The following is a 20,713-nucleotide window of genomic DNA, read 5'->3' on the forward strand; positions in this document are numbered from 1 at the left end:
CCGCATCAAGCCCCGCTCAGTCGGGGCACCGCTGCCAGCACACCGCGCCGCCCCGGACGCGTCGCCCATCCGTGCAGGGTGCGCAAGCGGTTTGCAGGCTGTGCAAGGACCGTCGCCACCGGGCGGTTGCGCCCGTACGGTGAAAGGCCCCGTCCTGCGTGCGGTGGGAGGGCGCCATGCCCCACGACCCGTTCTGGAACAGCCACCAGGCCCGCGAGGTGGCCGTCCGCCACCGGCCCGGTGCCCTGGTGCGGATGGGCCGGCATCACCGGGGCTGGACGCTCGCGGACCTCGGACAGCGGCTGGGCTGCTCAGTCGCGACCGTCTCCCGTCTGGAACGCGCCGTCCGCATCGGCGACCTTGTCCTGACCCGCCGCGCCGCACAGATGGTCGGCGTGCCGTCCTCCTTGCTCGCGACTTCCCTCGGATTAGCCGCAGCTTCCCCCACGACCGCCACTACAGTGGCCGCCGGGCCGCGTGCTGCCGAGGAGGACTCCATGCGCCGTCGCACCCTGCTCGCCACCGCGGCCGCCGGACCGGCGGCCGCACTGCTGGCCGTCGATGACGCCCTCGCCGTCCCGCCGCAGCCCACCGCCGACGCCGAGCCCCTTGCCCAGGCACTGGCCCGCGCCCGCGCCTTGTACGACCACGGCTCCTACCGCCCCCTGCTTGCCGGCCTGCCCGGCCTGCTGGGCAACGCCCACCACGCCGCGCGCTCCCGCCGCGACCTCGACCACGCGCACCTGTCGGCCGCCTACGCCCTGGCTGCCGCCGTCCTGGTCAAGGTCGGCCGCTACGCCCCGGCACGGCTGGCCGCCGACCGCGCCACCACCTACGCCCACGTCTGCGGCTCCGCCCTGGCCGGCGCGGCCGCCGCCCGCGAACTGGCCATCGTGCTGCGCCACCAAGACCGCGGCGAGGCCGCCCGGCAGCTGATGGCGCGCGCCACCGCCGACGTGGAAGCCACCGGCCTGCGCACCGAGGCGCAGGCCGCCGCCTACGCCCAGATGCTCGCCACCTCCGCCTACACCGCCGCCCGCTCCGGCGATCGCACCACCGCCCTGGCCATGACCGACGAAGCCCGCCGCGCCGCCCGGCACCTTCCCGATGCCCCTCCTGCAGGACGGCTGTTCCCCATCACGCCGGCCGCCGTCGACCTGTACGCCGTCGGCGTCCACTGGGCCCTCGGCGACGCCGGCGCCGCCCTGGAAGCAGGCAAGAACCTGCACCCCGGACAGTTCCCCACCGCCGAACGCCGCGCCCGGATGCACACCGACCTGGCCCGGGCCTGGTGGCAGTGGGACCGCCCCGCCCAGGCCGCCCACGAACTGCTGGCCGCCGCCCGCGTCAGCCCCGCAGAGGTCCGCGACCGCCCGGCCATCCGCGCCATCGCCCAGGACCTGGCCGCCCGGCACCCCCGCGTCGAGGACGTACGCGAACTCGCGGCGGCAGCCCACGTCGCCTTCTAGCTGTTCCGGTTCCCGGACGGACGCACCACCCGAGACCCCACAGAGCCTCGGCTCGTTGCCCAGCCGTGAACGACCTGTACGACCGCGCCGCCACCGTTCTCGGGCAGGATGAGCGCGGCATCCGCTGGCCCTACGGGCTGGCGCCCCCGCTGCGCCGCACCGACCCCGCAGCGTACGAGCAGCGCGCGGCGGATACCCGGGCCCGCCAGGAGGTGGTGGTCGCGTGGGCGCAGCGCTACGGCCTGCGGCTCAGTGAGGCCGGCTGCTGCCCGCGGTGGCTGCTACGCGACGGCAGCCAGGGCTGCCGCCTCCGCTATGACGTCGGCGGCCCGTGCACCCGTTACGGCACGTCCCACCCCGACAGCGGGTGGCTGGACCACACGGTGACCTGGCTCAAGGACACCCGCCCCGCGGTGCTCACCGCTGCCCCGTACGACGTCGACGACCACGACCGGCGGCGCCTGGCCCACTGGGAGCGCACCGACCCGAGACTGCGGTCGGCCATCGGCACCGGCTGGTACGGCTTCGGCACCACGCAGATCGTGCTGTGGCGCAGCGACCGCGTCGCCGAGCTCCGGGCAGCCGAACCGCTGGTTAGGGCCATTGGAACCAGTAGGGCCAACCGGTTCGGCGGAAGCTCTCCCACGGCCCCGTCTCGTTGACCAGCGCAGACGGCGCCCGTCCGCAGGCGCCGGGAGAGACAAGGTGAAGACCGTGACCGAGGTGGTCGCCCCGGAGGTGCGGGCCGCACAGCGGCGAATCGTCAGCACGATCAACGCGTCCGGGAAGCTGAATGCCGACGGGCTGGCCATGTGGCGGGAGGTCGGCTGCGGCGAGTGGAAGGCCACCGCCGCCGACATCGGCCGCGACCTGGACCTGCTCCAGGTTCCGCACACCATCGTGACGGCCTTCCGGTTCCCGCTCGCCTCCTCCTACAGCAAGGCGATGCGCAAGGGCGAGGAGGTCCGCATCTCGCGCAAGAACTTGCCCCACCTGGTGCCGTGGATGCCGTCGCTGGAGCAGACCATCGCCGGCATCCCCGAGGACGCCCCGGGCTGGGACTTCGTCCTGTTCCAGCCCCGGGCCGAGGGAATGGCCATCGCCAAGCTGGCTTTGTCGGCGGAGTATCCCGCCTGGTCGAAGAAGCAGGCCCGCGCCGCCCGGCTGGTCTGCGCGGAGTGCGACTACGACCTGCGCGAACTCAAGGACGAGACTCGGCTGCCCTACGACATCCGGCTTCCCGAGCGGCCCAAGGCACGGCGGCTGGTGTGCGGGCAGTGCTGCAACGACGGCGTGGACGAGATGAGGCGCCTGGCCGCGCTCGCCGCCAGCTAGGCCGACGGTTCCCCGGTCAGCGGGTGAACAGGCGTCAGGGCAACCCCGTGCGCAGCCGCGTACCGGATGATCCCGTCGTCCACCGCGGCCGCGTTCTCGGCCGTGAACCCTTCTGCCTGCATCTTCTGATCGAGCGCGAACAGTTCCTCGCGCGCCTGGACCTGCGTTTCACTCACAACAGCACCTTATCGGGCCTTTCGGACTGCCGTGCGCCTCCCCTGCGGCAGCCCGTACCCCGGCACACCCGCCCCGGTTAGGGATGTTGCCCCCAATAGGGCCAACGCCCTTCGGTCGGACGCCGGGCCACCGGGCCTCCCGCAGCACAGCGGCCAGCAACACCTCGCGAACGGCCTGCACATGCTTGTCGAGGCGGTGGCCGGCAGTAGCGAGTGCCCGACGCTCGGGCGCCGCCGCCCTCGTGCGGCGCCGGTCGCGGTACGCCCGGTCCCGGCACAGCCGCGACCGCGCACAGTACCGTCGTCGTACGGAACCCTCACCGAGCGGCTGACCGCACCACCAGCAGCGCGGGCCCTCGGGACCGCTGTCGCCCATGAGCGGACCGTACGGCCGCCTTCGCGCGACGGGCAGGGGAACGGCGGCCTCCCCTTGGCACCGGCGCGTCGGCTCCGTTCCGCCCGAGCGCCCGCCACCCCATGGGTGAATCCACTACCAAACGCATTTCGCATCAGCGTGGCACGCTTCTATTGAAACCCGTTCTGGTCCGTACTGTCCTCTGAAACGCCTCGCTGGCCACTCAATCGGGGGCCAGCGAAACGGAAGGGACAGAATCTCATGGTTGTCCGAACGTACGGTCGCGCTCACCTGGCGAGCCGCTGGCGCAGAAAGCTGCGCGGCGCAGCACTAGCCGGGCTGTTGGTGGCGCCTTCCGGCCTCTTCACGACCCCTTCTGCTGCCGAACCTACACCGGCAGCGCGCGAGATGTGCGCCGGGGGAACGACGAACTACGACGCCCTTTACAAGGCAACAAATGACCGTAGAACCCTGATGACAGCCTCTACGCACTGCATCTTGATCGGCACCCGGGACAGCCAAAACAGCGCAGTCGTCATCAAACCCGCCCTCAAGGTAACCGACTGCCAAAAGAAAAGCCCCAGCACCGGTCGGTGGTCAAGCGCCACTCAATGCAACCTCCGGGGACGCTATACGCTGACCGACCCCGACGGAAACACCCACCACGGCGATTACGCCTTGCGCAGGGCAAGCGGCTCGTCCATCGACTACCCGCTGTATGCCACGGGAGCTACCTTCTCATGTAAGTCAGGGTATTGGACTCTGACGACTCATGCTCTGCTCGACCTCTCGGGCAACGTGGCAGAGATGGCTGTACAGCACAAGTCTTCACATAACGTTTCCTGCATCACCAGCGGCCGCACTTCCTCTGCAAGTCCATGGTGGTCTATTGCATCATCACTGTGATCTTGCAACACCCGAGTGCAGGGTAATCCGGGCCATGCCTCTGCCGCCGCAGAACACGCTAAGGCAGAATCTCGCTACCGACTGCCCGAATCTTGCACTCACCGGCGCCCCGCAGAACAGCAGGAGTCTTCTACCGCCTGAAATCGGGGCGAAGAGTGTAGCCGATGCACCTGACCGTCACAGGTTTCTCGAACTGCGCCCTCCGGCCTTCCACCAGAAGGTATTCCGGCTCTCCAGCGCATCGAGTATTCTCAAACAATCCGACGGTATACTTGGTGGTGTCGTTCCAGGCAGCCTCGGCCACGAATTCTGGAATCGGGATCGTACCAGCACTGACAGGTTGACTATAATTCGCTTTACCCCGCCATTCCCTGTCCTCATACAGGAAAAACTTTGCATTGGGCGCGGAGGCCGATTCGGCTACGACAGCGTGACTTACGGAAGGCCAGCTGGCGCCAACTGCCACCAGAATGGAAATGGACAGCGAAGTGACGCGTCTGGCCACAGACCCTCCAAAAGGACGAGCAAGCGAACTAACGAGCCCCCAAGCGCGTGCTTCCCACAAGTGCCGACGGGATATTCCGTCACACAAAGTGTCCATCTCCTGGTGAGCGACTGGCAATACCTTCCAAGCCTGACACTGAGGTGCGCCAGGCGCATCGGGGTGAATCCCGCACGCCCCCGCCTGTGGTTGCAGCACTTCAACCACCGTTAGAGGTGTTAGACCTAACAACCCTAAAAGATTCAGCGCCCCCCTGACCTCTTTTCTTATTTTATTAACGAAACCCGCGCGCACGTATATACCAGCACTTCAAAGCCTCGTACAGGGAATTACTCAAATGAGCTTCCGGGCAGGGGTCTGTTTCGCGCTCCATCACAGAGGGAATCTCGGCGAAGAACCCTTTTAGGGCTCCAAAAATCCCGGAGGATAAATGATCAAGCAGGTTTCCGCCGTGACCATTCCACTCTTCCTGGCCGCCGGCCTGCTGGCCGTACCACTGGGCTCAACAGCCAGCGCCGACAATGTTGCCGCTCCCAGCGGCAAGGCAGTCCTGTACGAAAAGCGTGACTGGACGGGACCGTCCGAGTACTCCCAGCCCTCGCAACCCGGCAAGGAGACGATCACCGCCTTCACGGCCCAGGCCGCCTGGAACGACACCACCAAGTACACCATCGGGCTGTTCGGCAACAGTCAGTGTTCCGGGACAGCGAAGTTCACCATCACCAAGGGGAACTACAAGAAGTTCGACGACGACTTCACCGTCAAGTGCATCGAATACACCGGAATCCCGGGCCCCGGGGACTGATCACTTCAGCGGAGAGCGGCACACATTCGCTCGAAGCTGCATCGCGCAGAGCGGTAAACCAGTCAGGGCACTCTGCCGAGTGCCCTGACTGTGTCTTCTGTACACCCGAGACCAGACTGCCAGCCTTACCGCGCGCGAGCCGTTCGTCGACCATGCTGGCGAGAACAGCGCCCGGCCTGCTGGACACCGCGTACCCCTTCCGGGCCCACCCCGACGTCCCCGCAGGCGCCCGCGAGGCTCTGAAGGCCGCGACCCCGCCGGGGACCGTACGGGCGGGATCCGGCCCGCGCGCACGCGTTGAACGGTCTCATTGGTTCCACGAATGTTCCTTTTCGCAGGTCAGCGCGGTGCGGCCCGGTCTCACGGTTGGGCGCGGCCGTGGCTGCCGGTCTCGGCTTCGCCTCCCCCTTCGTCCGGCCACACAGGGTTGGCCCTGTTGGGGCCAACAGGTCTGACCGGGCGTGCGGGCCGGTGCCTGCTTCCGTCGGGGGAAGTGGCTTCGCGGAAGGCCCGACGAGCGGCGTGCCGCACCCGCTACGGTTCGCCCATGCCGATCCCGTACCAGAGCCAGGTCCCCGCCCCCGCGCCGAGCGCAGCCGCCGTCTCGGAGGCGCTGGCAGCGCTCGGCGCGTACGCCGAACCGCCGTCCGCCGGGGAGCTGGAGCAGCAGGCCGCGGCCGCCGGCGGCGAGCACGTCCTGGCCGCCGCCCTCGCCAACGCGCTGTACGGCGCCGCGACCGGGGCCGGGATGCTCGCCGAGGGCCACATGCTCGCCGCCGGGGCGGGCGGGAAGGAGATGTCGCTCGCCCGCCAGCAGATACTCAAGGCCTCCGGGGCCGAGGGGCCCGGCGTGCTCGGGGTGCTGCACTGGCAGACGGGCCACGTCTCCCAGCTGCTCAAAGGGCTCGACGAGCAAAGTTGCGGGCCCGTCATCGCAGCGGCAGCCCGTACGGCGAGCGCGCTGCTCGCGCTGCTGGCCTGCTCGTCGGTGTTCTCCCCCGAAGACGAGCGGGCCGGGCAGGTAGTCGCGGAACTGGACCGGGCCCGCCGGGACCTGGCGGCCGCGCTCGACGAACTCGACGCGCTGCCCGCGGCGGCCGCCGCGATGTTCCCCGACGGGGTACCGGGCTGACACCACAGCACCCTGCCAGACAGCCAGCCCGGTGGTTAGGCCCGTTGGGCCCAATGGATCTAACCGGCTATGTGCGGGCCGTCCCCTGTTCCGTCGGAGGAAGCGGCTTCGCGGAAGGCACGACGAACAGCGTGCCGCACGCTACGGTCCGACCGCCTACCGCCGCTCACCCCGCTCGGGCCACCCCGGCTCCTCTCGGGCGGCGGCAGATTCGGCAGCCGAGTCCTGCCTTCACATTCGAGAGCCTGAAACGGCTGACCGCCCCGCAGCCTTGGCACCGGGCAGACCAGGGTTCCAGGAATCCGGGATAGGGTTCCAGCGCGACGAGACCGGCCTCCAGCATCATCGCCGTCGCCCCCGTGCGGACGAGATGGCGCCTGGCCAGCGATGCCGGAGACGCGCCCCGTCTCGACACCGGCGCCTCGTGATGCCTGACTCGGGTCCACGCCTGGGCCCACACGGGGAAGTCCGCCTCCGCCACCTCGCAGGCGATCAGGTAGGCGTAGAGCTGTTTGAGCGAGGACACCGCCTGCTTCCGCTCCCGAATACGCCAGGCGGACGTCCGGGAGAGCGGGGAGTATTCCTTGGCCCGCCTCTCCGCCCGCGCCTCCATCATCCGCAGCGACGGCTCGCCGTTCTTCTCCCAGGCCCGTCGCAGCGCGGCCGCCAGGTCAGCGGGTGTGCGAAGGAGAGTGACATGGGGCGCCTCCGTAAGTCGGGTGCGCCCCGGACGCCCTGCCTGCCGCCATGCCCTCTCCACGGTGTCGAGGTCGAGGTGGCAGGCCATAGCTATGTCCCGCGTCACCGGCCAGGGCACCCGCACCCGGCCGGCCTCCGCCCGGTGGATCGTCGTGACCGAACGTTTGACCTTCACCGCGAGCTCCGCCCGGGAAAGGCCCACCCGAAGGCGGGCCTGGCGCAGTGCGCCCGCGAGCTGGCCGACTCGGCGATCCGGAGCCTTGATCGGCGCCAGCGGGCGCCCCCGTCGGCGTGCCACCGCCCTGTCTACTCCTGGCCGCAGGGCGACAGCGCCCGTTGCGCGCCGCGGAGCACTGCGCTGCGCAGGATGCCTCCCCGCGCAAGGTGGATCACGGTCACCGCGAGCAGGCTGGCGCTGGCGAGCACGGCCGTCGTCTCGGACAGCGTCGCGCCCCGCAGGGCCATCAGGACCGCCAGGACGGTGATCACGATGATGACGGCCGTCTCTCCCCACCCGATAGAGGGCCGAGCGGTACCGCACGCGGCGGCAGAGTTTCCTGCAGACATAAGATTCCCGTTTCTGACGTATCACCAAGCGCCGCCGTACAGGCAGGCGCGTTTCTGACGCTGGCCCCAACCAGAGAGGCCGCAGGCGGTTGGCTACGCCAGCGCCGCGGCGGACAGAATCGTGCCAGTACACGGCATACGCTCGTGCCGCAATCGCGCCGTAAGTTCATGTCTGTCACGCCCCCCGGCAAGAGGGCGAACTGGCAAGTTCCAAATGCCTTGGCCACAGCTCAGGGCTGGAGTGACGGAGGGCCGGTTCCTGACCAGCCGCGATGCCCCGAGCACCAATCGGAACGAACCGTTCCGGCGATCGTCGGGCCCAGACATATTTCATCTTGGCCCACTTCGTTTGCCCCTGTCGGTGCCACGCTGCGACCATCCAGCAACGCACTCGCGAGTGCGTTGCCCTGACGTGCTGCTGGCCCCAACCACCGCAACGACCAGGGATCACAAGGGCCGGGCTCCTCGGGAGTCCGGCCCTTGTTCGTATCGACAGGGTCGACAGCCACCTCGTCGCACCCCACATCCCCGTTAGGGGCATTGGACCCAACAGGACTAAAGCGGTGTGACGTGCACTGACAGGTCCAGGGCGCGCAGCAGCTCGGGCTCCCATCCGGCGCGGGGGAGGTCCAGGGCGTGCAGGCCAGCGTCGGCGAGCGCGGCGAGCTGCACCTGGTGCTCGACGCCCATACGCCATGCCTCGCGCAGGACGTGGCGGGCCTCGTCGCGGGCGGCCCGGCCGGTGGTCGCGATGGCCTCGGCGTCGGGCAGCGCGGCCAGCTGACGGCCCGCCTTCTCCAGGCGCTCCATGTACGCGGCGGCCTTCTCGGCGTCCGGGCGGGGCGGTACGAGGTAGAGCTCGGGGGCGGCGACGCCGCGGCGCAGCTGCTCCATCCGCTCGGGCAGCGGCGTCCAGCCGGGCTCGCCCGCCAACTCGGTGTTCACCTTGTCGACCGCCGCGGCGTGGGCCCGCCCGGCGCCGCGGGGCTGCAGGGCGGCCCCCGGAGGCCGGCTGAGGGAACCGGTCTTCGCGTCGCCGCCGTGGTTGGTGCGTACGGACACCCACAGCCAGTCCGCGCCGCCGGTGACGCTGATCATCAGCAGGCGGCGCACCAGCAGCCACCGCTGCAGGGCGGCACGGGTGGCGCGGCGCAGCGGGTAGACCTCGACGGAGACCGGGGCGGTGCGGCTGGCGTTCTGCGGCCGGCGCACGATACGGATCTCGGTCAGGGTGGGGGAGAGGTCCTCCAGACGGACGGCGCACAGCTCGCCGACGCGGGCTCCGGTGTCCAGGACGACACTGCTCATGGCCAGCATCCGCACCCAGCGCGGGAAGCCCTGGGTGAGCAAGCCGCCCGCGACGCTCCACTTCGTCTGACGGCCGATGTAGTCGGCGACGGTCTGCAGACTGGCCCGCAGCCGCTCGCGGCGGGCGACGTCGACGGGCTCCTTGCGGGGCATCTCCTTGAGGACTCGCAGATGGTGAACCTCCAGGCCCAGCTCGCGCTGGAGCAGCACCATGACGCCGGAGCGCACCATGGCCGTCGCCTCGGCCGTGGGGCGCACGGCGCCGCGGTCGCGCAGTTCGCCGGCGAGCGCCAGGCGCTCGTACGTCCGCAGCGAGGGCAGGTCGAGGATCTCGGCCAGGTCGTCGGCAACGGTCAGCGGATGCTCGGGATGATGCAGCGCGCGGACGAGCTCGCGGGCGTGTGCGCGGATCTGGCGTCGGCGGGCCTCGGAGGGCGCCTGCTCGCATACGGCGTCGACCGCCTCCTGGAGCTCGGGCACCTCGTCGAGCACGTCGCGTCGTCTCATCACGTCTGGCACGGTAGCCACCTCCGCGTGGCCGGACAGCCGGAACCAGCCATTAGACCTATTGGAACTAATAGGTCTGACCGTGGCTGGCCTGGCATGGGAAAGGGCCCGGCCGTGGACGACCGGGCCCTCGCCTACTCACCTACAGGGTCAGCGCTGGACGGGCGGACCCGTCTTGAGATTGCGCTGGCGGCGCTGCTTGAACGGCTGGCCGCCGTTGTACTCACGCTCGTCCCGGCGGATCTGCGCCACGATCGCCGCCTCCACATACGAGGAGAGCGAGATGGGCACCTCGGCGTCCTCATCGTCGATGCGCTGCATGGCGACCACCGTGTTCCTCAACCGGTTCAGCACCGCGGCGCTGACGTACGCCGGGACCTTCTCCTTCTTCCCGGCCTCCTCGGTCAGGCGCTCGCCGCCGAGCTGCTTGCCGAGGATGGATCCCGTTCCGAACGGCATTCCCATCGCGGTCATGTGTTGCCTCCTCGGGGCGGCAGAAGGGTGTACGCGAGCTGGTCCATGTCCAGCGTGGTGTTGCAGGCCGGGGCATGGACCCGGATGGGCAGGTCCACATCCGGCGCCTCGGTGGCCTGGACGGTCCGGCGGACCGGACAGACCAGCGCCTCGGGATAGTGGGCGGCCATCTCGTTGCCGATCTTGCGGGAGATCTTCGTCGCGCTCCAGGCGGTGAGCACCGCCGCCCTCACCGTCAGGTCGTACTCCTCCTGCGCGTCGGTGATCGTCCTGCGCAACGGCGCATTGGACTTGTTGTCCACACCGCTCACCTGACTCGGCACCACCAGGTCGCCCCCCAAGGCCAGGGCGAAGGTCGACAGCTTGCCCAATTTCGGCGAGCAGTCCACGATCGTGACGTCCACCGGCGCCTCGCTGCGCCGCAGGGCCCGGCGCAGTGTCCGCTCGCCCTGGACCTCCGGGTCGTACTCGGCGACCGCGCAGTCCTCGTACGAGGGCACCACGTAGACGTTCTGGTAGTTCGTGAAGTAGGTCGCCTCGTCCAGCTCTGCCTTGCCGTACAAGACATGCTTGAGGGTCTTGCGGTCGGCCGGGGCGACGTCCTCGGGGTAGACGGGCACGAGCCAGCCGGACAGGCCGGCGGCCTGCGCGTCGCCGTCGATGACGCGCACGACGTAGCCCATCGCCGCCCACGCGCAGGCCAGCTCGATCGCGGTGGTCGTCTTCCCGGCGCCGCCCTTCTGGTTGAAGACGATGACGACGCGGTGCTCACCGGGGGCAAGCGGCGACGGCGCGGTCCAGCCCGCCGGGAGGAGGATCTTCGGCTTGATCCTGTTCGCGGCGACCGTCAGGTCCCACTGACGCTCCTGGACCAGCGGCATCCGCAGCCGGTCCGGAACCCTCAGCGGCTCCAGCACTGCCAGAGACATGTACCTCTCCTCATCGCCATCGGACCTTCTCGCCCTCCCCTGGGAACGTGCGTCACCGCCAGACCGTACCGCCTGCCGTCCGCGCCGCCGACCACCGGCCCCACCAAGCAGCGAAAGAAGAAACCCCAGTACAGGACACATCAGGCCCGTTAGCCCCAACAGGACTGACCGGCATTAGGCCCAACAGGTCTGATCCGCCCGGCCGTCGGGCAGCGCCGTGATGCCCAAGACGCCACACCTGCCTCACCAGCCTCACTTTGGCCGCCTTTTGGACTTTGCTGTCTTCAGGTGACGTCTAGTGCGTTCTCGGGACTGTTGTCGGTGGTCCCCGATATCGTGGCGATGTACGGCCACGCACAGGCCCAAGCCAGCCTCAGCCCATGACTGGGAGCGATCTGAGGCGAAGGTGCCAGGACCGATGGAGTCCCAGCGCATCAGTGCGACGAGCAACACCGAGTCCGTCGTCGACGACGTCCGTATGCCCGCGCAGTCCTCTTCCGCGTGCATCGGGTCATGGGTAACCGCTGCACACCCCAACGGATGGGAGAACTGCCGTGGTCAAGAAGCATGGGAAGAAGCAGCGCGCGAAGAACCGGTCGCAGCGCACCGGAGCCGCCCACGCCTCGGCGGCCGCGAACGCCACGCACACGCACACCCCTCTGCCGGACCTGACGCTCCTCGCGGACCTGCCGTACGGCGCAGGCCGGGAGCTGGACCTGGATCTCGCGGCCCGCCTGCTCGCCGCGTGCTTCGCCGCGTGCCGGCCGTGCCAGAGGACGCTGGCGAAGAAGGTGCGCACTGAGCAGCGGCCGACGCTCGCCGCGCTCGCCGGGGCTGTTTACGGCGCGATTCCTTCCGAGGGCCCGTTCATCTCGCCCACCACCAGGTCGTGGGCGCCGCTGGCGAGGGCCGCCGCGCGCGCACACTCCGCCGGTACGACGGACGGCCGGGCCCTGGCCGCGGTAGAGGCGATGGACGACGATGCCGCCTCCGACCTCCTGGAGGACGCGCTGGACATGTGGGCCGCGGGCACGCCGGAGAAGGTCACCGCCCTGCTTGAGGCCCTCCGGTCGCCCGAGGTGCCCCCGCGGCCGACTGACCCGCTGGACGCCTTCCGCGAGGCCGGAGTCAAGGTGTTCACCCTGGATGACCTCGACCTGCCCGAGGTCCCCGACGCCGTACCGCACTACTCGGTCGTGCTGAGCCGGACGTTCATGCCCGACAGGCGGCCGCTGCCGATGCTGACGCTGGTGTGCGAGGGCGCCGGGGCCGGGATCGCGGACCTGCGCACCCGTACCGGCTGGGCCCCCTACGACCTGCGGCGCCTGCCCGAACTGGACTTCAACTGGCGGGTGCGCGTGGACATCGCCTCCCGCACGCTGCGCTGCCTGGTGCACACCGACGCCGAAGGCGACGACGACCACTTGCTGTGGGAGGCCGCCGAAGATGTCCCGCTGCCGGAGAACTACTGGAATCTGCTGGACACCGCGCAGCACGTCCTGGTCGCGGGCCCGCTCAAGGACGGTCGCGACGAGAGCGAGCTGAAGACGGCCGCCGACGCGGGCGAACTCCTGGCCGTCGTCGCTCGGGTGAGTTTCCTGTGACGGGCCGGGCCCGCCGCCCGCGCGGCGACCGCCGCTATCTGCCGGGGATCGCGGACATCCGGATCTGCGCCGACGAGGAGACCACCGAACGCGTCCTGGACGCCCTGGAGTCCGTCTTCCGGTGCACCAATCCGCGCCCGTACGACGGCGGCCGGACCTACCTCCAGGTGGACACCGGCTGCACCGACCCCGACACGGACTGACCGCCTCATTCCCGGTCGGAAATTTAGAACGTCCGCAGGTCAGGGCCCCGGTGCCGTCCGGCGCGCACGCACCCGCACCACGGGAGCGTTGCCCGCGCCGGGCGGTGCCGGGGAAGCGGGGGGCTGGGGCCGGCGAAGGTCTCCAGCAGCCACCGGCCCCAGCCCCCGGCTCCCTGACGAGGAGAAAGGACGCTTCCTTGCCCCCCACCGACAAGGACGAGGTGCCCCTCGCCCACATTGCACGCATGGCCGGAGTCGGCCGCGCGGCCGTCGTTAACTGGCGCCGCCGTCACGGCGGCCTCGACGCCACCGGCGGCACCGCCGAGAGCCCCACGTTCCCCCGCGCGGCCGCCGAGCAGTGGCTGCGCGACCTCGGCAAATTCCCCGAACCCGGACCGGACGGGCCGCTGCTAAAGGCCACCGTGACCTTCCCGACCATCACCGTGTACGGCCCCGAGCTGCACAGCCCCGCGCTGCCCTGGAGCGGCGGGGCGGACTACGAGGAGTTCAGCGGCTACCTCGATCCCGAGCGGCCCGGCATCCCCTGGCCCACCGCCTCGGCGCGGATCAACCATCCCGGCCGCCCGCCGTACGAGGTGACAGACGCCGACGTCGACATCAGCTGCTACGGCGGGCGCATGGAGTTCCTCAAGCTCACCTGGCCCGCCGCCCGGCGGCAGACGACCGAGAACACGACGGAGGTACAGGCATGACGGACACCACCACCAAAGCCACCGAGACCATGAAGACCGAGGCCACCGCGGTGGTCCCGCAGCAGGAGCCGTACGTGCCGGAGGCCCTGGGGGCCCACCGGATCGCCTCGCTGCTCGCCGAGCACACCGGCGAGCCGGTCACCGCCGCCGACGTCGCCGAACTCGTCGCCCGCGAGCACCTGGCCGAGGTCGACTCCTACAAGGGCTGGCCGATGTACTCCACGGCGGCCGCGCGCGTCCTCGACATCGAGGTGGTGCGCTCGGTCGTCGGCGAGCGGGTGGCGTGGGAGGCGGCGAGCCTGCCCCGGGACGCCGCGGCGGCCCGCATCGGCTGGCACTGGAGCGACCTGGCCCGCATGGGCGAGGAGGGCCGTATCACCACCGGCCGCGGGGACCGCTACCTGATCGCCGACCTGGACAAGTTGGCCGAGGAGGCCGACGGCGAGCAGTACGTCACCGCCCAGGCCGCCGCGACCGATGTGCTGGAGATCCGGGCCAGCGACTGGAAGTACGTCGAGGCCGCCGGGTGGATCACCCCGGCGCACACTTACGAGAAGGAGGTCGGACGCCGCCGCACGGTCACCGTCGCCCTCTACCGCCTCGGCGACGTCCGCGCCCTGCGGGAGATCCCCGGCGTCGACTGGGAATGCGTCCGGGGCCTGCCCAAGGGCGCCGTCTCCCCGCTGCGCGAGTACGCCCGGCTCGCCCCCACCCGCGCCGCCGCCATCAAGGGCTTCGCGCAGGCCCTCGCCGACCGCCACGGCGTGACGGTGTGGGCCTGGAACAGCCCGTATTCCGGCTGCTGGGAGCTGGACTGGGAACGCATCGACGGCGCCCCGTCCAGGGCAACGGTGCACCAGGAGCTGGCCGACGATGCGGTGGCCGGCGCGTACGCCGCCGAAATCACCCTGTGCCCCACCTGGGGTGAGGTCACCCGCGAGGCGCGGGCGCTACTGGAGCCGGGCGCGGCGGTCGTCCTCGACACCGAGACCACCGACCTGTACGGCCGCACCGTCGAAATCGCCGTCATCGACGCGGCCACCGGCAAGAAGCTGATGGACACCCTGGTCAACCCCGGCGCCCCGGTCAGCGACGGAGCCCGCTGGGTGCACGGCATCACCGACGAGATGGTCGCCGACGCCCGGCCCTTCGAAAAGGTCCTCCCCCGGCTCCGCAAAGTCACCAAGGACCGGACGATCCTCGCCTACAACGCCGAGTTCGACCGGTCCGTGGTCCTCCGCGACATCGCACGGGCCGGGAAGAAGCCGCTGCACCTGGAACCGGAGGACTCCTGGTACTGCCTGATGCAGGCGTACGCCGACTGGCTCGGCTCCCGCCGCTGGCTCCGGCTCGGCGGCAGCCACCGCGCCCTCGGCGACTGCCAGTCCGCCCGTGACGTGCTGGTCAAGCTCGCGAAAGGCCGGGGCAGCGCCTTCACCCCCCGCCCGCCCGCACCCGGCGACCCCGTCACCGGCCCGCCCGCCGGCACCGTCCTCGCCGCGGCCGCCGTACCGGGCACCTGACGGCCCTCACGAAAGCGCCAGGCCCCCGGTTGGGCCCATTAGCCCCAATACCCCCAACCGGGATCCAGCCAGAGGCCAGACCTTCCGGCCACCCCACGCGACCCACACAAGAACCGTCACATATACGGACAGAAAGCCGACTTCTTGCGTTACTTGCGCAGGCCCACGCGCGGGCGCGCGTAAGGGGCGGCCAAGCCGAAGGGGCAGCCATCCATGATGGCTGCCCCGGGCTTGCGCGGTGTTCGGTTCAGGAGCGTGGCTAACGGCGGATGTGGATGCTGATGCGGATGCCGCCGGCGGCGCTCAGCGCGCCTCCGATGACTCCGACGGTCGCCGCTTCCTTGGTGTGCCCGGTCAGCGCCAGGACGACGACGGCCATGACGGACACCAAAATGGTGATCGTCGTGAGCCAACCGAGTGCGCGGCTGGGGCGATGTCCGAGGCTTGGGGTACCTTCGGTCTGGGTCAAGGGTTCTCCTCTCTACACAGCTAGGCGGGCCCGACGACAGACGAAGGGGAGGCCCGGGGGCGCGGCAGCCGCCAAGCAAAGACCGCGCAGCCCCAGGTCTCCCTTCTCGTCCGTGAAGGGCGTCTTGCGACGCACAACAGGCTACGACCCCCGACTGACAACTTGTGAGCCTCGGCCCTCACACGCATTGGGCGGAAGACCGACGGGGTGTGGCGCTGACCAGGGCCGACGGTGACGGACACACCAGGCGCCCACCGCAGGCACGTTCCGCCGAACTTTTCGCGGACGTACGGGATGCGGTGCCCGCGTGAGGGAAACACCGGCTCGACCTGGCGTTCGGCGCGGCCCGGCGTCGCCATCGCCCTCATCGAAGATGCCGAGCCACTGGGTGTCCTTGCTGTGGTCCTCGAACTCCTTCATCTCGCCGACGAACTGCGCGCTCCGCCTCTCGCGAACAGCGGCTTCCCCAGGAAGCGACTGCGGTCCGCGCCGCCGCCGATCCCCTGACCGCAGCCCGAGTGACGCACGCCACACGGCCCTGATGTCACGTACGGGCCTCCTCACTGCACTTACTGACATCCGCGGCGCATTCGCACCGCGCGGCAGCGAGGAGGATGTCTTGCCGGAGACGGCTATCGGCTGTGCGGGCCTCGGGCTCCTGGTGGTCGCGCAACTGCTGTACCGGTGGATCAGCAGCCGCACCCAGGTCCAGCTGGTCCGCCTGCGTCAGCAGGGCACCAGTGAGCGTGTCCGCGCGTTGCCGGCGGGGAGCGTGCTCACCGAGCGGCGGGCCGGGGAAGAACTGAGGATCGAGATGGGTGCGAGCGAAGGTGGGGGCCATGGCTGACCGTGAGCCTCCTGCTCGCCCCCTGGGCACAGCGCAACGGCCCATGCGTGAGGCGTCGCGTACGGTTCCGCCCCCGCGGGCAGAGGTGGCCTCCCGTCCGGGAGGAGGCTTCTCAGCATCGGACCCGAGCGGACATGGCACCGTCACGTGCGTGGACTTCGCCCTCTACTACGAGCAGCACCTGACCCGGTTGATCCGGCACCTGATGCGGCAGGGCGCCAGCGTCCATGAGGCGGCGGAGGCGGTCCAGGCCGCCTTCACGGAGGCGCTGCCGTGTTGGGAGCAGATTGCGCACCCGGCTGCCTGGCTGCGTCGCGTCGCCTTCCGCCTGTATCTGCGTCAGCCGGTTCGCCGCGAGGAGCTCACCGGTGAGCCACCGGATTCACCGGGAGGGGTATGTCCGTTGCGGGCCGTGGAACTTCAAGAAGAAGAACAGCGGGTCTACGCAGCGCTGAGTGCGCTGCCACCGGCTCAGCGTCAGGTGCTGGCCTGGAGCCTGGACGGCTTCACGGACAGCGAGATCGCCGCTGAGCTGGGCATGACCGACGAGGCCGTACGGAAGAACCGGAGCCGGGCCAGGGCCCGGCTCAAGGCTCATCTGGGGCTGACCGACGGAGGTGGACGGTGAGCTACTCCGACAGCGACCACGCGCTCGATGCGCTGCTTCAGGCGGCGGACGATGCCGTCCTGTCCCGGCTGGACGATGCCGTGGTCTTCGACGGCGGGCGCGCGATCCTCTCTGCGCTCGATCCCGACGCACCGCCGGACACCGAAGGGTTGGTTCTTGATTTCTGGCCGCACAGCTCGAGGACGTCTGGGCACGCCGACGTTGAATCAGCGGCACTCGCCGCCGCCACCCTGCTGCTCTTGGCCAAGACGGCAAAGTGGACCGTGCGGAGCGAACCCACCCCTCAGGTGACACGGGTTTTGGAGAAGCTGACCGAGCTGAAGTTCGGCCTGGTCAACCTGACTCGCCGAGTGAGTCCGATGTTCATTGACGCCACCGTACAAGGGGCCGTGGCGCGCGCCCGGGACTTCACCGAAGCCCTGCAGTGGGCATGTGCGGATCGCGCGTCGGACCGGACCACTGCGCTTATGGTGCTTTCCGCAGTGCGCAACGAACTGCTGTTTGCTGAAGATGCTGTGCAACGTCGTGCTAAGGACCGCGACGTCCGACGACCTTCGCATTTCACCGCCGAGGCCGCCAATCTCCACGAGTTGCTGACTCGGGCGGAACCTCTGGTGGCGAAGTTGTTTGCCGACGACGATGACCGACACCACGTATCCACTCCGCTCCGGTGAGGCCAGGCACCGGCCATCGCCGCATCGACGCGCCGCCTCGGGGCGCTAGGCGAGGCCGGCGGAGGCGTTGTCGTCCCAGCCGTCCTCGCGCTGCATGTAGCCGAGCATCGAGCGGGAGTGGCGGGCCCAGCCGCCCTGGTCGGCGATGGCGATGCCGTCCTTGCCCTTCTGGCGGCCGACGGAGGCCAGGCCGATGCGCAGGGAGTGCCCGGTCCAGTGGACGGGCACCCCGGCGCGCTGCGAGATCCGCTTGATGGCACGGGTGACGGAGTCGGGGCCCATGCCGCCGGTGACGTGGCCCCATCGGTCGATGCCGACGAAGGCGGGGGCGTCGGAACGTTTCCAGCGCGGGTCGGCCTCGGCGGCGAGGCGGGCGCGGTAGGCGATCCAGGCGCGCACCGGGCAGATCTCCGGGTCGGTCGCGTACGCGATTTTGGCGTTGCGCACCGAGTGCTTGGTCTTGCCGGTGAGCACGGCGACGACCAGGCCGCGCGGGTGCAGGGTGACGTCGCCGGTCAGCAGTCCAGCGGGGTCCTGGGAGCGGCTGGCGTAGTGGAAGCCGGTAAGCGTGAGCGCCTTGTCCCGGTCGCCGGTGAGGGTGTCGGGGCAGGCCCGGGCGATGGCCCGCAGTCCGTCGAGGTCCGCGCCGACCGCCTGTCCGCGGCCGCGTCGCTCGCCGTTCTGCAGGAGCTTGACCGCCAGGCCCTCCAGCGCGGCGCGGGCCGCGGCCTGGTCGTCGCCGGAGATCTTCACGCCGCGCCGTCGCAGGCCGACGACGGCGGCCGCCAGATGGGTGGAGGCCGAACTGGGGGCGTACCCCTTGCCGTTCTGCTGGCCCTCGCGCAGCATCCACGTCACGAACGCCACCAGGGCACCCCGGGAGCCCTCCCGTTCCGGCAGCTCGGTGACGGCGCAGAACCGCGTCCACACCCGCCAGCTCTTGGTGTAGGTGTCGACGGTGTTGTCCGGGGTGATCTCGGCGGCGACGGCGTCGGCCAGGTCCTCGGCCTCGGCCAGGCGCCGGGCGGCGTCGATGCCGTGGCGCTCGGCCCACCGCTCGATGAGCTCCTGGCGCTCGGCGGCCGCCGGGTCCAGCACCGCCGGCGCCCCGACACCGTCCGGCTCGCCGACGTCGCCGGCGTCGACCGCCGTCTCCACCGTGACCGTCACTTCCTCGTCACTCCCTCCGTCGGGTAGCCGTGGGCGGCCAGCCACCGGCCGACCGCCTCCATCTGCCGCTTGGCCTGCACCCACGCCTCCCGGGGGCCGCGCCCGAACATCGCGTCCTGCCCGGCCTTGATGGCGTTCTGCTGGGCCCAGCCGTAGACGAACTGCGGAGTGTTGCCCTCCAGCCGTCCGTGCTCCTCCCACGCGGTGCGCTCGGCGGCCGCCGCCTCGATCAGGGCGGGGTGCCCGTCCTCGGCGGCGTTCGCGGCGACGTCGTGCAGGTAGTAGGCGATGAACGCCCGGGCGGTCGCGTCGTCGTCCTCGCTCACCCCCGTCACCGGCCCTCCTCCGCAGCGCGGACGACGGCGAGCGTGGGCGGCCGGTCCGCGGCGGGGGCCCGCTCGGCGGCGAGCAGCGCCTTGGCCATGTCGAACTCGCTGGCAGTCGGCCTGCCGGTGTTCGCGCGGTCCCGGGTGCCGGCCGCGAGCAGCTGCTCGATGAGCGGTTCGTCCTCGGGCGCGCTGGCCCGCTCCGGGTGGGAGGTCGTGCGGCACAGGTTCTCGACGTGGCGCAGCAGGGCGTAGTACTCGTGGGTCGCGTGCGGGTCCTGGGTACCCATGCGGGGCAGCTCCACCCCCAGCGAGCGGCGGTAGGCCGCGCCGTCGGCGATCGCGGGGCCCAGGGTGCCCTCCCGGCGGGAGGCGATGGCCCGCGCGGCCCAGGCCCGCTGCGACGTCGAGCGGTGGCAGTCGATCGTGCGGTCGCGCATCTCGGCGTAGCGGTACCCGGCGAGGGCGGTGTCGAGGTGGGCGCGCATCTCCTCCCACCGGGGCCCGTCCGTCCAGCTCAGCATCCACCGGGCGCCGGTGTCGTAGTACAGCTCCACGGTGACGCCGGTGACCTCGGACAGGTGCCCGGCCAGGAGCGTGGCCTGCCTGCTGCGGCTCATCGGGAAGAGTCCTTCTCCGGCATCTCCTCGCCCACGCCGGAGTCGGCGTGCTGGTGCGCCGTGGCCAGGGCAGTCGCCCGGCCGAACAGGTAGGGGCTGGCTCCGGTGAAGCGGGCGTGCTGCCAGGAGCTGCCGTCCCAGTGGCGGGCCTGCGCGGTCCCCTCGAAGACGGCCCAGCGGTCGGCGTTCTCGGGGTCACGGGCGACGACGTACTCGCCGCCGCGACGTTGTCCGGGGATGCGGTACTCGGAGACGAAGGCTGCGGACTCGGCCGCCGACGCCGTCTCCTTCTCTTCCCACCGGCGAAAGTTCTCCTCGTCCTCGGCGTCGTAGAAGCGGACCGTGTGCCAGCGCTCGGTATCGAACCCGTCGACGTCCTTCCAATGGAATGCAACGTCAGCCAGCCGGTTCCACGTGTCATGGATCTGCTGGATACGGCGCAGCTTCTTGCGGTCGTCCTCCTGTGCCTCGGCCACGATCTCGTCGCGGAACTGAAAGCTGAGGGAGCCGGCGAAGCCGGGCACCAGGTGCCGCAGGGCGGCATTGGTCCGGTACTCCTCGGTGCCGACCTTCAAAGACGTGCGGTTGAGCACGTCGATGAGGAAGTCGGTGAGCGCGTCCACGTCGTCCTGGGTGATGTCGGCGGCGTAGCGCAGGGGCTCGGTGGCGGTCATGTGGCGGGGTGCCCTCCCTGTCTCCGCCGCGCCGGGTGACCGGTCGTCATGTCCGTTCTGTCGCGTCGGATAAGGAGAGCTTATCCGACGCGATGCCC

The 20,713-nt window shown here is 70.3% G+C and carries 23 protein-coding genes; 12 read left to right on the top strand and 11 right to left on the bottom strand.

All coding sequences use genetic code 11. The features are described from left to right. Window positions 1-176 precede the first annotated feature (176 nt). The 3 genes from AB0L45_RS34805 to AB0L45_RS34815 all read left to right on the top strand — a co-directional run bounded on the left by AB0L45_RS34805 (window position 177) and on the right by AB0L45_RS34815 (window position 2,804). A complete protein-coding gene (locus tag AB0L45_RS34805) occupies window positions 177-1,469 on the top strand; it encodes a helix-turn-helix transcriptional regulator (protein WP_365847276.1) in 1,293 nt (430 codons plus the stop codon). Window positions 1,470-1,534: 65 nt separating this feature from the next. Then, entirely contained in the window at window positions 1,535-2,131 is a 597-nt protein-coding gene (locus AB0L45_RS34810; protein ID WP_365847278.1) for a hypothetical protein, read from the top strand. Between the two features lie 52 nt (window positions 2,132-2,183). Further along, entirely contained in the window at window positions 2,184-2,804 is a 621-nt protein-coding gene (locus tag AB0L45_RS34815) for a hypothetical protein (RefSeq protein WP_365847280.1), read from the top strand. Here AB0L45_RS34815 and AB0L45_RS34820 read toward each other — a convergent pair. Beyond that, window positions 2,801-2,980 carry a hypothetical protein gene (locus tag AB0L45_RS34820; RefSeq protein ID WP_365847282.1) on the bottom strand — a complete coding sequence of 60 codons (180 nt, stop codon included), beginning with the start codon at window positions 2,978-2,980 and terminating at the stop codon, window positions 2,801-2,803. The two genes, AB0L45_RS34815 and AB0L45_RS34820, sit on opposite strands and share 4 nt — an antisense overlap. A gap of 2,214 nt (window positions 2,981-5,194) precedes the next feature. Here AB0L45_RS34820 and AB0L45_RS34825 point away from each other — a divergent pair. Together AB0L45_RS34825 and AB0L45_RS34830 are read left to right on the top strand one after the other, a co-directional pair. Continuing rightward, the gene (locus tag AB0L45_RS34825; RefSeq protein ID WP_365847284.1) at window positions 5,195-5,548 is read left to right on the top strand and encodes a hypothetical protein; all 354 of its coding nucleotides are present in this window, start codon (window positions 5,195-5,197) and stop codon (window positions 5,546-5,548) included. A gap of 547 nt (window positions 5,549-6,095) precedes the next feature. Next, window positions 6,096-6,680: a DUF6245 family protein gene (locus AB0L45_RS34830; RefSeq protein ID WP_365847286.1), complete on the top strand. Its 585-nt coding sequence runs from the start codon at window positions 6,096-6,098 to the stop codon at window positions 6,678-6,680. Window positions 6,681-6,846: 166 nt separating this feature from the next. On the opposite strand, the gene AB0L45_RS34835 is transcribed toward AB0L45_RS34830, so the two are convergent. The 5 genes from AB0L45_RS34835 to AB0L45_RS34855 all read right to left on the bottom strand — a co-directional run bounded on the left by AB0L45_RS34835 (window position 6,847) and on the right by AB0L45_RS34855 (window position 11,164). Continuing rightward, a complete protein-coding gene (locus AB0L45_RS34835) occupies window positions 6,847-7,677 on the bottom strand; it encodes a helix-turn-helix transcriptional regulator (RefSeq protein WP_365847288.1) in 831 nt (276 codons plus the stop codon). Between the two features lie 8 nt (window positions 7,678-7,685). After that, window positions 7,686-7,868 (bottom strand): hypothetical protein, encoded by a 183-nt coding sequence (locus tag AB0L45_RS34840; RefSeq protein WP_365847290.1) that lies wholly within the window; start codon window positions 7,866-7,868, stop codon window positions 7,686-7,688. Between the two features lie 633 nt (window positions 7,869-8,501). Continuing rightward, window positions 8,502-9,761, bottom strand: coding sequence for a hypothetical protein (locus AB0L45_RS34845; protein WP_365847292.1), 1,260 nt, complete (start codon window positions 9,759-9,761; stop codon window positions 8,502-8,504). 150 nt (window positions 9,762-9,911) lie between these two features. Then, complete coding sequence (locus AB0L45_RS34850; RefSeq protein WP_365847294.1) at window positions 9,912-10,235, bottom strand: hypothetical protein; 324 nt, start codon at window positions 10,233-10,235, stop codon at window positions 9,912-9,914. Beyond that, complete coding sequence (locus AB0L45_RS34855; RefSeq protein ID WP_365847296.1) at window positions 10,232-11,164, bottom strand: ParA family protein; 933 nt, start codon at window positions 11,162-11,164, stop codon at window positions 10,232-10,234. Before AB0L45_RS34855 ends, AB0L45_RS34850 begins: the two co-directional genes overlap by 4 nt. Window positions 11,165-11,718: 554 nt before the next feature. On the opposite strand from AB0L45_RS34855, the gene AB0L45_RS34860 reads away from it, so the two are divergent. The 4 genes from AB0L45_RS34860 to AB0L45_RS34875 all read left to right on the top strand — a co-directional run bounded on the left by AB0L45_RS34860 (window position 11,719) and on the right by AB0L45_RS34875 (window position 15,207). Further along, window positions 11,719-12,768: a hypothetical protein gene (locus AB0L45_RS34860; RefSeq protein ID WP_365847298.1), complete on the top strand. Its 1,050-nt coding sequence runs from the start codon at window positions 11,719-11,721 to the stop codon at window positions 12,766-12,768. Then, window positions 12,765-12,971: a hypothetical protein gene (locus AB0L45_RS34865; protein ID WP_365847300.1), complete on the top strand. Its 207-nt coding sequence runs from the start codon at window positions 12,765-12,767 to the stop codon at window positions 12,969-12,971. Before AB0L45_RS34860 ends, AB0L45_RS34865 begins: the two co-directional genes overlap by 4 nt. 197 nt (window positions 12,972-13,168) lie before the next feature. Continuing rightward, window positions 13,169-13,684, top strand: a complete 516-nt coding sequence (locus tag AB0L45_RS34870) for a hypothetical protein (RefSeq protein WP_365847346.1) — start codon at window positions 13,169-13,171, stop codon at window positions 13,682-13,684. Continuing rightward, window positions 13,681-15,207 carry a 3'-5' exonuclease gene (locus AB0L45_RS34875; protein ID WP_365847302.1) on the top strand — a complete coding sequence of 509 codons (1,527 nt, stop codon included), beginning with the start codon at window positions 13,681-13,683 and terminating at the stop codon, window positions 15,205-15,207. Before AB0L45_RS34870 ends, AB0L45_RS34875 begins: the two co-directional genes overlap by 4 nt. Before the next feature lie 259 nt (window positions 15,208-15,466). Here the strand turns inward: AB0L45_RS34875 and AB0L45_RS34880 are convergent, their stop codons facing one another. Then, window positions 15,467-15,676 carry a hypothetical protein gene (locus AB0L45_RS34880; protein WP_365847304.1) on the bottom strand — a complete coding sequence of 70 codons (210 nt, stop codon included), beginning with the start codon at window positions 15,674-15,676 and terminating at the stop codon, window positions 15,467-15,469. A 619-nt stretch (window positions 15,677-16,295) separates the two neighbouring features. Between AB0L45_RS34880 and AB0L45_RS34885 the strand changes: the two genes are divergently transcribed. The 3 genes from AB0L45_RS34885 (at window position 16,296) to AB0L45_RS34895 (ending at window position 17,825) form a co-directional block, all read left to right on the top strand. Further along, window positions 16,296-16,523: a hypothetical protein gene (locus AB0L45_RS34885; protein ID WP_365847306.1), complete on the top strand. Its 228-nt coding sequence runs from the start codon at window positions 16,296-16,298 to the stop codon at window positions 16,521-16,523. Between the two features lie 151 nt (window positions 16,524-16,674). Further along, the gene (locus AB0L45_RS34890) at window positions 16,675-17,151 is read left to right on the top strand and encodes a sigma-70 family RNA polymerase sigma factor (protein ID WP_365847308.1); all 477 of its coding nucleotides are present in this window, start codon (window positions 16,675-16,677) and stop codon (window positions 17,149-17,151) included. Then, window positions 17,148-17,825, top strand: a complete 678-nt coding sequence (locus AB0L45_RS34895) for a hypothetical protein (RefSeq protein ID WP_365847310.1) — start codon at window positions 17,148-17,150, stop codon at window positions 17,823-17,825. The genes AB0L45_RS34890 and AB0L45_RS34895 overlap by 4 nt, the downstream gene beginning before the upstream one ends. 45 nt (window positions 17,826-17,870) lie before the next feature. On the opposite strand, the gene AB0L45_RS34900 is transcribed toward AB0L45_RS34895, so the two are convergent. Genes AB0L45_RS34900 through AB0L45_RS34915 form a run of 4 tightly spaced genes read right to left on the bottom strand, consistent with a single transcriptional unit; the run spans window position 17,871 to window position 20,615 of the window. After that, window positions 17,871-18,995: an integrase gene (locus AB0L45_RS34900; protein WP_365847312.1), complete on the bottom strand. Its 1,125-nt coding sequence runs from the start codon at window positions 18,993-18,995 to the stop codon at window positions 17,871-17,873. Further along, window positions 18,992-19,330, bottom strand: coding sequence for a hypothetical protein (locus tag AB0L45_RS34905; RefSeq protein ID WP_365847314.1), 339 nt, complete (start codon window positions 19,328-19,330; stop codon window positions 18,992-18,994). Before AB0L45_RS34905 ends, AB0L45_RS34900 begins: the two co-directional genes overlap by 4 nt. After that, entirely contained in the window at window positions 19,327-19,941 is a 615-nt protein-coding gene (locus tag AB0L45_RS34910) for a hypothetical protein (protein ID WP_365847316.1), read from the bottom strand. The genes AB0L45_RS34905 and AB0L45_RS34910 overlap by 4 nt, the downstream gene beginning before the upstream one ends. Continuing rightward, window positions 19,938-20,615: a hypothetical protein gene (locus tag AB0L45_RS34915; protein ID WP_365847318.1), complete on the bottom strand. Its 678-nt coding sequence runs from the start codon at window positions 20,613-20,615 to the stop codon at window positions 19,938-19,940. Before AB0L45_RS34915 ends, AB0L45_RS34910 begins: the two co-directional genes overlap by 4 nt. Between the last annotated feature and the right edge of the window lie 98 nt (window positions 20,616-20,713).

It is taken from the genome of Streptomyces sp. NPDC052496, assembly GCF_040679095.1.
Classification (GTDB): domain Bacteria; phylum Actinomycetota; class Actinomycetes; order Streptomycetales; family Streptomycetaceae; genus Streptomyces.